11 protein-coding genes are annotated in these 15,985 nt (G+C 55.2%); 10 read left to right on the forward strand and 1 reads right to left on the reverse strand.

Going from position 1 to position 15,985, the window contains the following annotated elements; genetic code table 11:
• Positions 1-21: 21 nt before the first annotated feature.
• Positions 22-1,224, reverse strand: a complete 1,203-nt coding sequence (locus tag KI609_RS07600) for an ammonium transporter (RefSeq protein ID WP_226448708.1) — start codon at positions 1,222-1,224, stop codon at positions 22-24.
• A 304-nt stretch (positions 1,225-1,528) separates the two neighbouring features.
• Between KI609_RS07600 and KI609_RS07605 the strand changes: the two genes are divergently transcribed.
• From KI609_RS07605 to pnp, 10 genes are all read left to right on the forward strand, one after another.
• Complete coding sequence (locus tag KI609_RS07605) at positions 1,529-2,128, forward strand: GspH/FimT family pseudopilin (RefSeq protein ID WP_226448711.1); 600 nt, start codon at positions 1,529-1,531, stop codon at positions 2,126-2,128.
• Positions 2,129-2,137: 9 nt separating this feature from the next.
• Complete coding sequence (gene pilV / locus KI609_RS07610; protein WP_226448713.1) at positions 2,138-2,776, forward strand: type IV pilus modification protein PilV; 639 nt, start codon at positions 2,138-2,140, stop codon at positions 2,774-2,776.
• A 12-nt stretch (positions 2,777-2,788) separates the two neighbouring features.
• Positions 2,789-3,919 carry a PilW family protein gene (locus tag KI609_RS07615; RefSeq protein ID WP_226448715.1) on the forward strand — a complete coding sequence of 377 codons (1,131 nt, stop codon included), beginning with the start codon at positions 2,789-2,791 and terminating at the stop codon, positions 3,917-3,919.
• 31 nt (positions 3,920-3,950) lie between these two features.
• Complete coding sequence (locus KI609_RS07620; protein WP_226448717.1) at positions 3,951-4,700, forward strand: PilX N-terminal domain-containing pilus assembly protein; 750 nt, start codon at positions 3,951-3,953, stop codon at positions 4,698-4,700.
• Between the two features lie 68 nt (positions 4,701-4,768).
• A complete protein-coding gene (locus KI609_RS07625) occupies positions 4,769-9,676 on the forward strand; it encodes a pilus assembly protein (protein WP_226448720.1) in 4,908 nt (1,635 codons plus the stop codon).
• A complete protein-coding gene (locus KI609_RS07630) occupies positions 9,673-10,161 on the forward strand; it encodes a type IV pilin protein (RefSeq protein WP_226448722.1) in 489 nt (162 codons plus the stop codon). The genes KI609_RS07625 and KI609_RS07630 overlap by 4 nt, the downstream gene beginning before the upstream one ends.
• A gap of 78 nt (positions 10,162-10,239) precedes the next feature.
• Positions 10,240-11,364, forward strand: coding sequence for a bifunctional diaminohydroxyphosphoribosylaminopyrimidine deaminase/5-amino-6-(5-phosphoribosylamino)uracil reductase RibD (ribD, locus tag KI609_RS07635; protein WP_413463382.1), 1,125 nt, complete (start codon positions 10,240-10,242; stop codon positions 11,362-11,364).
• A gap of 518 nt (positions 11,365-11,882) precedes the next feature.
• A complete protein-coding gene (locus tag KI609_RS07645) occupies positions 11,883-13,040 on the forward strand; it encodes a pyridoxal phosphate-dependent aminotransferase (protein ID WP_226448726.1) in 1,158 nt (385 codons plus the stop codon).
• Positions 13,041-13,151: 111 nt separating this feature from the next.
• Complete coding sequence (rpsO, locus tag KI609_RS07650) at positions 13,152-13,418, forward strand: 30S ribosomal protein S15 (protein WP_226448728.1); 267 nt, start codon at positions 13,152-13,154, stop codon at positions 13,416-13,418.
• A gap of 207 nt (positions 13,419-13,625) precedes the next feature.
• Complete coding sequence (gene pnp / locus KI609_RS07655) at positions 13,626-15,878, forward strand: polyribonucleotide nucleotidyltransferase (protein ID WP_226448731.1); 2,253 nt, start codon at positions 13,626-13,628, stop codon at positions 15,876-15,878.
• Positions 15,879-15,985 lie beyond the last annotated feature (107 nt).

Below are 15,985 nucleotides of genomic sequence, written 5' to 3' on the forward strand. Positions count from 1 at the left end.
CAGCGGGTGCGGTGGGGTGGGTTACCAGCTCACTTCGCGATCGGGTGTCGCACTGATTTTGTGGATGGACAGATCGGCCCCGTCAAACTCTTCCTCCTGCGTCAGGCGCAGACCGAGTGAGCGCTTCATCACCCCGTATACAACGGCCCCGCCCGCCAACGCCCAGGCAATGCCCATCCCGGTGCCGATGATCTGCGCCCACACGCTCACCCCGCCGAGACCGCCCAGGGCCTTGCTACCAAAAATGCCAGCGGCCAGGCCGCCCCAGGTGCCACACAGGCCGTGCAGCGGCCAGACACCCAGAACATCATCGATCTTCCATTTGTTTTGCGTGAGCGTGAACATGCGCACAAAAATCGCGCCTGCCACCGCCCCCACGACCAAGGCGCCCAGGGGGTGCATCAGGTCGGAGCCAGCGCACACCGCCACCAGCCCGGCCAACGGGCCGTTATGCACAAAGCCCGGGTCGTTTTTGCCCAGCACCAGTGCAGCCAGCGTGCCGCCCACCATGGCCATGAGGGAATTGACGGCCACCAGGCCGGAGAGCTTGTCCAGCGTCTGCGCGCTCATCACATTGAAGCCAAACCAGCCCACAATCAAAATCCACGCCCCCAGCGCCAGAAACGGAATGTTGGAAGGGGGATGCGCAGAGATGGCGCCATCCTTACGATACCGATTGGCCCGGGAGCCCAGCAAGATAACAGCCGGCAAGGCAATCCAGCCCCCCATGGCATGCACCACAACGGAGCCGGCAAAGTCGTGAAACTCATCCCCGGTGATCGACTTGATCCAGCCCTGCACCCCAAAATGGTGATTCCAGGCGATGCCCTCGAAAAACGGATACACAAAACCCACGATCACTGCCGTCGCCATCAGCTGCGGCCAGAACTTGGCGCGTTCGGCAATGCCCCCCGACACAATGGCCGGAATAGCCGCCGCAAACGTGAGCAGGAAGAAGAATTTGACGAGGTCGTAACCACTTTGCTGCGCCAGCGTCTCGGCCCCCACAAAGAAGTGTGTGCCATAGGCCACCCCGTAGCCCACTACGAAATACGCCACGGTAGACACGGAGAAATCCACCAGGATCTTCACCAGCGCATTGACCTGATTTTTTTTGCGAACCGTGCCCAACTCCAGAAAGGCAAAGCCCGCGTGCATGGCCAACACCATGATGGCCCCCAGCAAAATGAACAGGGCATCTGCGCCCTGTTGGTGTGCTTGCATAACATCCTCGTGCGATGGGTTGATTGATCCAATGTGGTGCGTGTTGGTGTGTTCCAACGAATTCGCACCGAATTCAAGCAAAAATCGCGCCAAAAATTGGTGCGTAAGTCCGCGCTTAAGTGGAGCTGAGCATGGGGCGGGGCCTTGGGTGATTTGCATACATGCTCGGGCAGCGACTTTGCGGCCCTCCAGCAAAGTCGTCCAAGTCGTCGTCTACCGTCAGCAACAATAAAAAGGGGATCAGCGGTATGGTTGGCTGTGTCAGTGGAAGCAACCCGACACGTGCTGTCACCATAATTCACGCATGACAAAGTTCGCTTACCACCGTCCACCCTTGGAGTCGCGCGGTTTCACGTTGATTGAATTGTTGGTAACTCTTGCGCTGGCTGCCGTCTTGGGTAGCTTGGCGGCTCCTTCAATTCGCGATTTCATCGTGCGCAGCAAGTTGACCAACCTCGGCAACGAGTTCACGGGCAGCGTGCTCAAGGCGCGCAACGAAGCCGTCAACCGCAACACCTGCGTAACCATGTGCATGAGCAGCAAGGCTGGTGACGCTTCTCCTGCTTGCACTACCGCAGGCGCTGACTGGCAAGTAGGCTGGATCGCCTTCCTTAATCCAAGTTGTGACAGTGGTGCAAACTCACCTGCAGACCCCATCGATATGCTGCTTGCCCGGCCAAGCATTGGTAGTGATTTCTTGCTGCAGGCTCAAAGCACCTCTCCCATAAAAAAAATGACATTCTCGGCGAGGGGTTCTCCAGGTGTAGGGGCTGCAGAGGAGTTTGATATTATCTATCGTGAAGTAAACAATCCACTTAATAAATACGCATTTAATATTTGCCTTGATGGTTTGGGTCGTACGCGAACTATTCCATCAGATAAAATTTGTTCGGGTTACAAATGAGATTTCATCATGAAATATCATATTAAAAATAGAACCAAGCCCGCCCCTCGGAAAACCAGAGGCGTCACATTGATCGAAATGATGGTGGCGATTCTTGTTCTGTCTATCGGAATGCTGGGCATTGCAGGCCTCCAGGCTGCAACCTCCAAATACAAGATCAATACTTGGGCGAGGTCATCGGCATCCACTTTGTTGTCTGATCTTTCGGAGCGCGTTCGTATCAATCCAGATGCCGCTGGGACCAGCTTCGCAAGCGAGGGTGTTACTGCAACGTCGGAATATGTAGTGGACGAGACCTGGGCCACACAGCAGTCCAATGCGCTCACCATCTCTAAAAATTGTGAAGCCGCAGCGTGCACCTCGTCTGAACGTGCCACTTACGATCTTTTGATATGGCGGCAGCGCGTGCGCCAAAGCATGCCTCTAGGCGCGGCCTTGGTTTCAGGGGACCGTCGTAACGGGTTGGACATTGCATTGATGTGGTTCGATAAAGAGCAGGTGGATGACCCCAACAGCGCGAGTGCGGCACTGGTGAAGGCGCCCGTTTGTGATGGCACCGAGGCGGGCATGGCGCAACAGACTTGCTGCCCTTCTGAGGCGTCAGCCCCTGCAGGTGTGCGCTGCGCCCGTTTCACTTTTGTGCCCTGATGGATGGTGGTTATGTATAAATTTGATCGACATACACATCCGCGCCAGCATCAGCGTGGGTTGACTATTATTGAATTGTTGGTCGCCATGGCCATCAGTTTGGTCATTGTTATCGCGGCTGCATATATGTATTTGGCATCGCGCGAATCCCAACGCGCTATTGACCGCAATAGCAGTAGCCGGGAAACCAGTGCATACGTGATGCAGATGATCGGGCGCGAAATCATGAATGCGGGTTTTTACCCCGCCATAGCCCTCCCTGTCGCGCCTGATGCCACGCAGCAAGGCATGTATGACACGTATCCGCCTTTGCCCGCCGATCCACGTGCAATCACAGATTGGCAAAACCCTCTGACTGGATGGCCTCCGACCGCCTTCCAAACAGGAATTTATGGGTGTGACGGGGGAAAATTTGATGTGCAGACGAGCACGTGCCCCGCAGTGACTGCTGCAAGTGCAGACACCATTGTTATCAATTACTTTACGTCTGACACAAAGGCCATGGGGGCGTATACCGGAAGGCGCATGGATTGCACCGGGGCTGATGTAGCACCCAGTGGGTCTGGCGGTGATCCAAGCAATGATGAGAGAAAGAAAAATTCCGGAGGGGCTCCTCCTGCGACACCGCACACCACGGGCGTGGATAACCTGCCACCGCAATTACCTGTGTTTGTCTCCAATCGATTCACCCTGAGCGCCGTGAAGATGTCTGTCGATCAGCAGGATGTCAACACACAGAGTTTGGTATGCAGCGGAAACGGCAAGAGCCCTCATGGCACCGCCGACTCCACGGCGTATCAACCGATTATTTCTGGCTTGGAGGATTTGCAGTTTTCTTACGGCGTTTACAGCACAGACAGCACTTTAATGCCATCCCGATATTACACCGCCACGGAAGTGAATGCTCTGCCCAATGTTGTTGTCAATGGATTGAGCTTGGGCGCGTGGCAACGGGTGACTGCGGTGCGTGTTTGTGTGCTTTCACGCACTACAGGCGGCAATACGCGAATTTCTGATAAAACAGGCTCTCCACGTACTTATCTGGACTGCAGCGACACGGAAAAAAACCAGCCCGCAGGGGACACGATTACCAGAACGGTAGAGGTTTTTGGTATGCGCAATAGTCTTAAACAATATTATTAAGGTATAGATAATGCAAGGCAGGTGCAAATCTGTGTCAGGCTTCAACGAGCAAACTGACGTCGCATCGCCAAGACGCGAGCGTGGGGTGGCGTTGGTGGTTGTATTGCTGTTTCTCGTCGCCATCACGGGGATCAGTGTCTGGACGGCTCGTCAATCCATGCTTGCCGAAGGTATGGCGCGTAATCAGATGGACCAAGAGGCAGCAAGGCAAGCGGCTGAGTCGGCGCTTCGCGATGCCGAGCGAGATATTGATAATGCGCCCTTGGGTGTGCTGATGGCGAATGCATCCTGTCAGCGAAACGCCAGCACAACCGATACCGACGGGATCAGCCCTAGTGCTTTCTCCAGCGACTGTGCGAAAGGCTTGTGTTTGAAAGATGACACTAGCTATACAGCCAGCGACTGGACTGTCGCCACCGCGTCAAATAAAACAGTGGCAGATCCCTGGTGGCCAAAAAGCAAAGGGGGGCTGTGGAATGATGACGAAACCACAAAGCCTGGGCGCAATCCCGTCAACTCAAGTAATTGCGACACATTCACTGGAGGTGTTCCGTTAGGTACCTACAGTGGCGTTCCCCCGGTGCGCGGCGTGTCCAAGCAACCGGAATATTTGATTGAGGTATTCCAACGCAAGCATGTACGAATCAACCTCGATGAGACCCAAGTCACTTCCACTGGTGAAAAGGCCAACCAGTGGTCAACGATGTATCGGATCACCGCCCGAGGTTTTGGCTACTCGCAAAGAACACAAGTGGTTCTGCAGTCGGTGTTCTTCCCGTAGCCGGTGGTTTTTAAAATCATCTGTTGGTAATTGTTATTTATGCTGAATGAAACATTCAGGAGCACGTTGTGAAATTATCGAATTATTTTAAAGCGGGCGCAATTCTTGCTGGGCTGTCTGGTGTGGCGAGTATTTTTGCCACGCCTTTGGATGTATCGACACCCAAGGATGTGATACCGCCAAATATCGTTACAACTGCCAACAAGCCAATGATGATGCTCACGGCGTCCAAGGATCATTTGCTTTTTGGTCCCATCTATTCTGATTTTGAGGACCTGGATAATGATGGAGTGATTGATACCACATTTAAGCCATCATTCAAATATTATGGTTATTTTGATGCCATAAAATGTTATTCATACGATAGTTCGACCAACCAGTTCAATCCGAGTGCATTGGCAACACAAACGCCTGTGACGGTTGGCGCAGTTACATCTATCAAGTACAGCTGTCCTTCCTCTCAGGCTTATTGGAGCGGTAATTTTCTCAATTGGGCCACAATGACCCGGTTGGATACTGTACGAAAGATGTTGTACGGTGGTTTTCGTTCTACTGACACGAGTGGTTCGACCGTGTTGATGGGGTCGCGGCTGGTTTATGATGCGCACTCGTTTGTAAAATACTATAAAGAGGCAGACATCCGCGACTACACCCCGTTTACCCAAGCCAATTTGACTAAAACAACAGGGGCCAACGCGAATGTATATGCTGGGCTAAGTATTTGTGTCACTGGTAGCAGCGAAGATCCTAAGACTTCTCAGCCTATTATGCGGTTGGTGAAAGGGAATGTGCGCTTTTGGTCTACCGTGGAAGTGCAGCTGTGCCGGTGGCATGACGCAGATAGCTATAGTCAAGGCACGTTTGGGCCGAAGCTGGCGCGTTTTTATTCGGATGTCGCCACAGGCAATGGCGGCGTCAAACACGAAATTACCATCCCCAACAAAGTGGGTGATGGTGCGACTTATTCGGGCATTGGGCCAGATTTGAATGTGCGCGTAAAAGCGTGTGACCCTAATTATTTGGGTGAAGAGCGTTGCCAAGCGTTTCCACCCACGTCTACTACCAATTTCAAGCCTTACGGCCTGCTGCAAGAGTTCGGTTACCCTAAAAATAGTGGCGATGCTGCTCGTGTTGAGTTTGGTTTGATCACAGGCAGCTACGATAAAAAGAACACGGCGGGGGCCCTGCGCAAAAATATCCGCGACCTGGACGACGAAATTAATCGTACAACTGGTGTTTTCTGCCACAGTGCCTCTTCGGGATGTGCTGCCAACTTGGCTGACGGCCGGGCAACCGGTGTCGGGGCTATCAAAACTTTTGATTCCATTTTGCTTTATGGTCGCGGAAGCGGGCACAGCTATGGTGGCGGTAATACGCCCAGTGCCTCGGGTGAAACTGATTTGCCAGCGTGGGGCAATCCTATTGGTGAAATGGTTGTTCAGGCGTTGCAATATTATGCTTACAACGGTACCTCTCCCACCCCTACCAATCCATCATCCAAGACAAACGACACCAGCGCAGGCATGCCAGTGGCCACGTGGAGTGACCCGCTGGCTAATACAACGGCACGTGCTAAATATGGGAACTCTGTGTGCCGCCCTTTGAATATATTGACATTTTCTTCAAGTGCATTGAGTTTTGATGGTCAAGCGGGCACACCATTCAGCACCTTGCCAAGCTCCGGCGCTGGGCTTGATTCTTTTGTCAATAAAATCGGTGATGCCGAGGGCATCACGGGCACCTCAAGATCAGTGGGCTCTGTGTCTGGTAAAGGCTTAACTGCCGCAGATGACCAGAACTCTTGCGCGGCTAAAACAGTGGGCACTTTGGCTAACGTGAATGGCGTATGCCCAGAGGCTCCAGCCATGGGCGGTACTTACCAGGTCGCTGGTGCTGCGCTGTACGGAAACACCACAAAAATCCGTACACTCGCCACGCCCCCCGCAGATTTGGCAAAGGTCGAAAATGCGCTGAAAGTCAAAACCATGGCGGCATCGCTCTCGGGCGGCGCACCGCGTATCGATGTTCCGGTGCCCGGTTCCAATCCAAAAAAATACGTCTATATTACTCCTGAAAGTGTGCAGGGCGGCGGAAAGGTGAGTGCGCCTTTGACCTTCGCCTCGATCAGCTCTGGCACGACCTACGGTTCATTTATCGTGACTTGGAACGATATTTTGATGGGTGGCGACTATGACATGGATATCACTGGTTTCCTGCGTTATGACTTGGTAGCCAATGCGGCCTCGCCGTCGGGCTGGGACATTAAAATAACCACTGATATTCCAGGTGTATGCGGTGGCGCAGCGGGAACCCATGGTTTCAGTGTGATTGGTGTTCAAAGGGGGGGCGTTAGCGCAAATGGGCGATATCTAACACATCAACATGGTGGTGGAAGTAGTACATACGCAACTTTATCGGGAATGCCTCCGGCATCCGAATATTTATGTGCAGCAACGAATACGGCGTATCTCAATTTGCCGATGATCAATGCTTCCGGTGTTGCTGACACGTATAAGAATACAGTCTGTAGCGTGACAGGCACCGGTCCAACCGGTGATCCAGCTATTCCAAACTTGTCAAATTATTGTTCTGTAAAGAATAAAGATTTTCTCGTAAGTCAAACTTTCAATATGACGGGCGAGGCAGACGCTCTTATCAAAGACCCGCTTTGGTACGCCGGTAAATATGGTTCTTTCAAGTCAAGTGCCAAAAACTCTGATGGCACCTACAGCGATATAGCCATGCCTTCCACTCAAGACTCCTGGGACAGCGCAGGCGCCGACGGCAGTGTTGGCTCGGATGGGCAGCCTGATGGATATTTCCTCGCCCGTCGTCCTGAATTGTTGGAGTCGCAACTGCGTAAAGCGCTCGATGCGGCCGCCAAGAACTCCAATGCGGCGCCCGCTATCTCATCAGCGCAATTGGTCGCGGACGGTTACAAATATGTTGTGAAGTTTGACAGCGCTACGGTGACGGGTTCGCTTGAGGCTTACAAAGTTGATGCTGACGGTGAATTTGCCGCATCCCCGAATTGGGAGGCCGGCGCGCTGTTGGCAACCCGTGCCAGTGGCAATGGGGGCTCCACCCGCGCCATCATTACAAACTCCGGCAATGGTTCTGCGGCGGGGGTCCCGTTTCGTTGGGCGTCGCTGCCATCTGCCTACAAAACGCAGATGACAACCGCCAGTACCAATGTGTTGACTGCCACCAATGCTGAGCTGGCCTTGAATTACATTCGCGGCGATCAGAGCCTTGAAGGGCTGAACGGTTTGCGTCAGCGCGATAGCGGCCTTCTCGGCCCTGTGGTCAACGGTACGCCTTGGATTCAGAGCACGCCGAGTTCCACGTTGCCCGGTATCACAGCTGATGGGTACAGCGCCTTCTTTGCGGCGCAGAAGAATCGCGACAAGCTGTTGTGGGTGGCTGCCAATGACGGAATGTTGCACGCGTTTAACCCCACCACAGGTGCCGAAGTTTTTGCCTATGTACCCGGCCCTCTCGCTAACCGGTTGGCCGAGATACCGTTACAGCGGGGCACCACAGCGCGCACAAAACTCAGCAACGTCAATTTTGTGAGCGGCGTAGCAGAAAGTCAGCCTACAGGGACCGTATGGCCTTATGTGGATGGAAACCCCTTTGCAGCTGATGTGAAGGTTGGAACTGACTGGAAGACGTACGTTTTTGGCACCCTCGGACGTGGCGGGAAAGGTATTTTTGCGCTTGATGCCACTGTGGTCGCCAATTTGACCGAGTCGAATGCAGCGAGTGTTTTCAAATGGCAATTCACTTCTGACGACGATGCTGATTTGGGATACATCACGGGCGACATTTCGATTCAATCCGCATCCAATCAAGCGCTTCCGGTTGTGAAGCTGAATAATGGTAAATATGCACTTATTTTGGGTAATGGAAATAAGTCGACTTCCGGTAAGGCGGTGCTGTTTATTCTGTATATGGAAGGCCCCAATGCGAGCAGTTGGACGGGGCGCTATGTGAAAATCGTTGCAGATGCGGGAACTGGAAATGGATTGTCAGCACCGCGTTGGGAAGACATCGATGGCAACGGTACGGCTGATGTTGTTTACGCAGGGGATCTGAAAGGCAACGTCTGGAAGTTCAATATTTCGGATATCGATCCAGGAGTGTGGGATGTGGCCTATAAAACTGGTAATGTGAATAAGCCCCTGTATACGGCTACCTACGTTAATGCATTAAATCAAGTGATTCCGTTGCCTATTACCACAGCGCCGCAACTCTTGTATATGGCTAAGGGTGGATTTTTGGTGAATTTTGCAACAGGAAATGCCTTTGAAACGGGAGACTTCCCGACCGCGGGCATCGTTCAGCGTGTTTATGGTATCTGGGACCGACCAAGCATGGGGACGGCTGCGCATCCGCTGCCGACGGGCCTCACCACGCTGGCATCCAGAACATATTCGCGCGACTCCAACGGGGTTGTGACGGTCACTGCTGGTGCAACAATTGACTGGTCCACGAAAGATGGTTGGTATCTGAATCTTCCTGGTAGCTCCGAAGCCGTTCTTTCGGACCCATCTGTCGATGCGGGCGTTTTGTCTTTCGTCGCTGTTCGACCAAAAACCACAACCGACGAATGCTCGTCGACGCCAAATGCGGCACTTTATACGGTGGACCCGATATCAGGGCGGGCTGAGCGAAACACACAAGGGACCATTGAGGTTGCTTCAGTGAATGTCGTTGTTGCCGCGAAGGAAATTGGCGATCAGAAGGTCAAGGTAGTGAACGACCGCACGAAGAAGCCATTTACGAAAGTGTGCAAGGCCGGTGAAGCAGGATGCACCTGCGTGGGTGCAAAATGCACAAAAGATGCGCCTATCTGTGGTCCGGGGCAGAGAGCAAAGCGCGTAACAGGACGGAGTGCCGATGCCATTCTGTGCACCAGCTCTGCACCACGACTTCAGTGGCGTGAAATTCCAGGCTTGAGGACCGACCAATGATAAAAAAACAGTTTCAAAAGGGGTTTACCCTGATCGAGTTGATGATTGTTGTTGCGATTATTGGGATATTGGCTGCAGTAGCGTATCCATCCTATAAGGAATATATGGCTCGCTCCCGCAGGGCAGAGGCAAGAACCATTTTGATTGCCAGTCAGCAGTGGATGGAGCGGTTTTATACCGAAAATTTTCGTTACGACAAAACGAGTGCGGCTAGCCCGGTGGCGGTTACCGATGCCTCCCAGTTCCCATCTCGATTCAGTGTATCGCCCACGCCTGGACAAGGCGCTGCGGTCTATGATATTACGGTGGTGGTGACGAACGATGTGCGAGATGTTTACTCTGTGAAGGCCACGCGCAAGGCGGGGACTGCTATGGCAGCTGATCGCTGCGGTGATTTTTCATTAGATTATTTGGGGCGAAGAGATTTGACCAATTACACGGGGTTTGCAAGCAAAGCTGCGGCACTTGAAGCTTGTTGGAAATAGTTTTTCCGATTTTTTTAAAACCCAATCATGGCGACATGATTGGGTTTTAGTCGTTTATGGCGGGGTTGTTTGAATTTTATGAATACTAGGTCCGGTGTGATAGATGCTGCCGCCTTGATGGATGTTGCTCTCGCGTGTGCACGCGAAGGCTTGTTGCGAACCTCCCCTAACCCTCGGGTCGGGTGCGTTATCTCGAATGGGGATGGGTTTGTTTTGGGTTGGGGCTCTACCCAGCGTGCAGGTGGCCCCCATGCCGAAATCATGGCCCTGCGTGATGCGAAGAGTCGCGGACATTCGGTGGTCGGCGCTACCGCTTACGTCACGCTCGAGCCCTGTTCGCACCATGGGCGCACGGGGCCCTGTTGCGATGCGCTGGTAGAGGCGGGTATTGCCAAGGTGGTTGCTTCACTGGCCGACCCCAACCCGCTGGTGGCAGGCAATGGGTTCTCGCGGTTGCGTGCAGCCGGTGTTGACGTCGAGGTAGGGCTTGGTGCCGCGCAGGCGCGAGAGCTTAATCTTGGGTTCTTCAGCCGCATGGTGCGCCAGACGCCGTGGGTGCGCATGAAGGTCGCCGCGTCGCTGGATGGCACTACCGCGCTGAACAACGGGGCCAGTCAGTGGATCACCGGACCCGAAGCGCGCGCGGATGGTCATGCGTGGCGCGCGCGGGCCTGCGCTGTGCTCACTGGTATCGGCACTGTGTTGGCCGACGATCCCAGGCTTGATGTGCGAGAGGTGCATACCGAGCGGCAACCTGCTTTGGTGTTGGTGGACAGCGATTTGCAAGTGCCACTGAATGCTTCAATATTTATAGCTGCTCGCGATTTGTATATATACGCTGCAGCCCAAAATCATGCTAAAAAAAACGCCTTGGAGGCAATGGGAGCCACCGTGGTCGTGATGCCGAACGAACACGGCAAGGTTGATCTGCCTGCGATGATGAAAGACTTGGCTCGCCGTGAGATCAACGAATTGCACGTCGAGGCCGGCAGCAAGCTCAATGGCTCTTTGGTGCGCGAAGGGCTGGTGGACGAATTGTTGGTGTATTTGGCCCCGAAATTGATCGGCGAGGGGCGTGGAATGCTGCAATGGGGCCCATTGGAGGAGTTATCACACGCTCTTGCACTCGATTTCAAGGCGGTGGATAAGGTCGGGGGCGATGTCCGTTTGGTTGCCCGAGTCGCGGGGCGGGACTGCTTTTGATGACCATCGTTTGCGAGTGTCGTTGGTGCCCGGCCTTTATTTGCGCGTGTACCCTAAGCAGGCGCCCGCATTCGGAGCCCCTTTGCACTCACGCGTAAGCCGTCGGTCGCGCTCGGCTGTTGTTTCTTCTGACGGGCTGCGTTGGTGCTTGATTTTGAGAGATCCCTTCTTTTTGGCTTGCTGTGCAGTGGCTTTGTGTGTTGATTTCGATGAAGCGTCCGCGCTGTGAGCGCTTATGGGCAACGCTGTTGCGACCAACGCAGCCATCGCAACCACCGTGCTGAGAACTGTGTTGAACAACAGGGGGGTGAGAATCGCGCTGTGAGTGTTGTGCGTTGATTTTGGCGTCATGAGGAGGCTCCTGAATCAGACAGTGGAGTTGTTGGTGCAACCTTGCAAACTGCCCCGGGTATGGTGATGCACCACATGGGTTCCTCGCCATCATAGGCAGCCGCCGCGCGGATGTCTGTGGTTCGATACGATGGTGGATCGTCATTTTTTACTTACACCCGTCCATCATGCGCAGCACCTTGTTGAACCTCGAAGAATCCCGTATCCGTGAAGTCGCCAACGCCGGCATGGGGCGCAGCGATGTGCTGGCCTTCTGGTTTGGCGAAAGTGACGAGGTCACCCCCGATGTGGTGCGCGAGGCAGCCATTGAGTCGTTGCAGCGCGGTGAGACTTTTTATGCGCACAATCTGGGGTTGCCTGCGTTGCGCGAAGCCATTGCGGCATACACAAGCCAGTTGCACGGGGCCGTCGGCGCTGACCGCATTGCGGTGACTTCAGGCGGCGTCAATGCATTGATGCTGGCGGTGCAGGCGTTGGTAGACCCGGGCGACGAGGTGGTGGTGATTACGCCTGTGTGGCCCAATTTGACCGCGCAGCCCCTCATCATGGGAGCTCGTTTGCAGTGTGTGCCACTCAAGCCCCAGGCTGGTGGTGCATGGGCGCTGGACATGGCGCAGCTGCTGGCGGCGATCACCCCGGCGACCCGGTTGCTGGTGGTGAATGCGCCGAATAACCCCACGGGCTGGACATTGACTGAAGCGGAGCAGCGCGAAATTCTGACGCATTGCCGCGCGACGGGCACCTGGATTTTGGCCGATGAGGTGTATGAGCGGCTGTACTACGAGCCCACCGGCAAGGGTTGTGCTCCGAGCTTTCTGGATGTGGCAGAGCCAGAGGACCGGCTGGTCGTGGTGCACAGTTTTTCCAAGAGCTTTTTGATGACGGGCTGGCGGGTGGGCTGGTTGGTGATGCCGGCGTCGATGACGCTTGAGATGGGAAAACTCATTGAATTCAACACCTCGTGTGCCAGCGTGTTTACCCAGCGTGCGGCGGTGGCTGCGCTGGCGCATGCAGATGAGATCACGCCCCGGGTGGTGGCGCACCTCAAGCGCTGTCGGGACACGCTGGTCCCGCTTTTGCAGGCCTTGCCAGGTGTTGAGGTTGCGCCTGCCAAGGGTGGTATGTATGCGTTTTTTCGTCTGGCCGGGCAGGGTGATTCGCTAGCAGTGGCCAAGCGGCTGGTGATAGAGGCGGGCTTGGGCTTGGCACCGGGCAGTGCATTTGGCCCTGAGGCGCAGGGTTGGTTGCGGTGGTGTTTTGCCTCTAAGGATCCGCAGCGGCTGGTGTTGGGGGTGGGGCGGCTTAAAACCTGGCTCGGGGTATAATCGCGAGGTTTTGCATGGTGCAAGACGCACGCTTGTGGCCGTTCCAGTCGCTGGCGCAAGTAAAAACCATGGTCCCCCAGTCATATGGCGGACCACATTCAAGGAAAAAAAATGATCGCATCCTCCATCAAGGCCGAAGTCGTCAAGGCCAACGCCCGTGCTGCCAATGACACTGGTAGCCCAGAAGTGCAAGTGGCCCTGTTGACTGCCCGCATCAACGAGCTGATGCCTCACTTTAAAACGCACGCCAAGGACCACCATGGTCGTCGTGGCCTGTTGCGCATGGTGAGCCGTCGTCGCAAGTTGCTCGACTATCTGAAGGCCAAGGACGCTGAGCGTTACACCGCGCTGATCGCCAAGTTGGGTCTGCGCAAGTAATCTTCATTGCATGCGAAAACGCCTGGGTTAGTCCGCTAGCTCAGGCGTTTTTTACTTCGGAGCCGCAAAACAGAGCGAAGCTGTGTCATTCCAATGGGGTTGCTGCCGTGCGTTGGCATGCAGTGTCACTGGAATGGCATCGTGTTCTGAATTGCTCTCCGGCTCAATCTGGTAGAGCGCTACCAGCTATTAAAACAGGAGCTAAACATGAGCATTTTCAATAAAGTCACCAAGACCTTCCAATGGGGCGACAAGACCGTCATCATGGAAACGGGCGAGATCGCTCGCCAGGCCTCTGGCGCTGTGCTGGTGAATATCGATGACACCGTGGTGCTGGCCACCGTGGTGGCATCCAAGGGCGCCAAGCCCGGTCAGGACTTTTTCCCCCTGACGGTGGACTACATCGAGAAGACCTACGCAGCAGGCAAGATCCCCGGTAGCTTCTTTAAACGCGAAGCCAAGCCCAGCGAACACGAAACACTGACCAGCCGTCTGATCGACCGCCCGATTCGCCCGCTGTTCCCTGAAGGCTTCTTCAACGAAGTGCATGTGGTGATCCACACGGTGTCGCTGAACCCTGAAGTGGATGCCGACATCGCAGCCCTCATCGCCACCAGCGCAGCCCTGGCCATCTCTGGCATTCCGTTCAACGGCCCCATCGGCGCCGCGCGCGTGGGCTACATCAATGGCGAATACGTGCTCAACCCCGGCCAGACTGCGCGCAAGAACTCGCAGATGGATCTGGTGGTGGCAGGTACCGAAGCCGCTGTGCTGATGGTCGAGTCCGAAGCCCAGCAACTGTCTGAAGAAATCATGCTGGGCGCTGTGGTGTTTGGCCACGATCAAGGCAATGTCGCCATCAACGCCATCCACGAACTGGTGCGCGATGCGGGCAAGCCTGCGTGGCAGTGGGAAGCCCCTGCCAAGGACGAAGCCCTGATTGCCAAGGTGGTCGCACTGGCCGACGACAAGCTGCGCGCAGCCTATCAAATCCGCAACAAGCAAGCCCGCACCCAGGCTTGCCGCGAGTCTTATGCCGCCGTGATGGCTGCGCTGAAGGCTGATGGCGTCGAGTTTGACTCTGTCAAGGTCGAAGGCATGTTGTTCGACATCGAAGCCGGCATCGTTCGCAGCCAGATTCTGGCTGGTGAGCCTCGCATTGATGGCCGCGATACACGTACTGTGCGCCCCATCGAAATCCGTAGCAGCGTGCTGCCCCGCGCCCACGGCTCTTCGCTGTTTACTCGTGGCGAAACCCAGGCGCTGGTCGTGACCACACTGGGCACCGAGCGCGATGCGCAGCGCATTGACGCGCTGGCTGGCGAATACGAAGACCGCTTCATGATGCACTACAACATGCCTCCCTTTGCCACCGGCGAAGTGGGCCGCATGGGTTCGACCAAGCGCCGTGAAATTGGCCACGGCCGCTTGGCCAAGCGCGCGCTGATCGCCGTGCTGCCAACGAAGGAAGAATTCCCCTACACCGTGCGTGTGGTGTCGGAAATCACGGAATCCAATGGTTCCTCGTCGATGGCCTCGGTGTGTGGCGGCTGTCTGTCGCTGATGGATGCGGGTGTGCCCATGAAGGCGCACGTGGCGGGTATCGCCATGGGCCTGATCAAGGATGCCAACCGCTTTGCCGTGCTGACCGACATTTTGGGTGACGAAGATCACCTGGGCGACATGGACTTCAAGGTCGCCGGTACCACGGGTGGTATCACTGCTTTGCAGATGGATATCAAGATCCAGGGCATCACCAAGGAAATCATGCAGGTCGCCCTGGCCCAGGCCAAGGAAGCGCGCATGCACATCCTCGGCAAGATGCAGGAAGCCATGGGCGAGGCCAAGACCGAAGTGTCCAACTTCGCCCCCAAGCTCTACACGATGAAGATCAACCCCGAGAAGATCCGTGACGTGATCGGCAAGGGCGGAGCGGTCATCCGTGCGCTGACGGAAGAAACCGGTTGCCAGATCAACATCGAAGAAGACGGCACGATCACCATTGCGGCCACCGACAACGCCAAGGCCGACGAAGCCAAGCGCCGCATCGAGCAGATCACCGCCGAAGTCGAGATCGGCAAGATCTACGAAGGCCCAGTGACCAAGATCCTGGACTTTGGTGCCCTGATCAACCTGCTGCCCGGCAAGGATGGCCTGCTGCACATCAGCCAGATCGCGCATGAGCGCGTGGAACGCGTGGGCGACTACCTGACCGAAGGCCAGATCGTCAAGGTCAAGGTCATGGAGACTGACGAAAAAGGGCGCATCAAGCTGTCGATGAAGGTGTTGTCTGACCGCCCTGCAGGCGGTAGCGACCGTCCCGCGCCTGCAGAGCGTGGTGACCGCGAACCACGCCGCGACCAAGGCCGGGAGGGTGGTCGTCCACAACAACCCGCTGACCAGCAGCAACAGCAGCAAGGACAGCCCTCGGACGGCGAATCCGGCCAAGTGATTGGTTAATTTGATATTGCTGTCAATTTGCTATTGATTTTGTAGCTGCTTGCGCTTGTATATAAAGCGCAAGTGGCAAAAGTCATTCAAATGTTAACTGTCTAATGAATCGCAAT

Source organism: Acidovorax radicis (assembly GCF_020510705.1).
GTDB classification, from domain to species: domain Bacteria; phylum Pseudomonadota; class Gammaproteobacteria; order Burkholderiales; family Burkholderiaceae_C; genus Acidovorax; species Acidovorax radicis_A.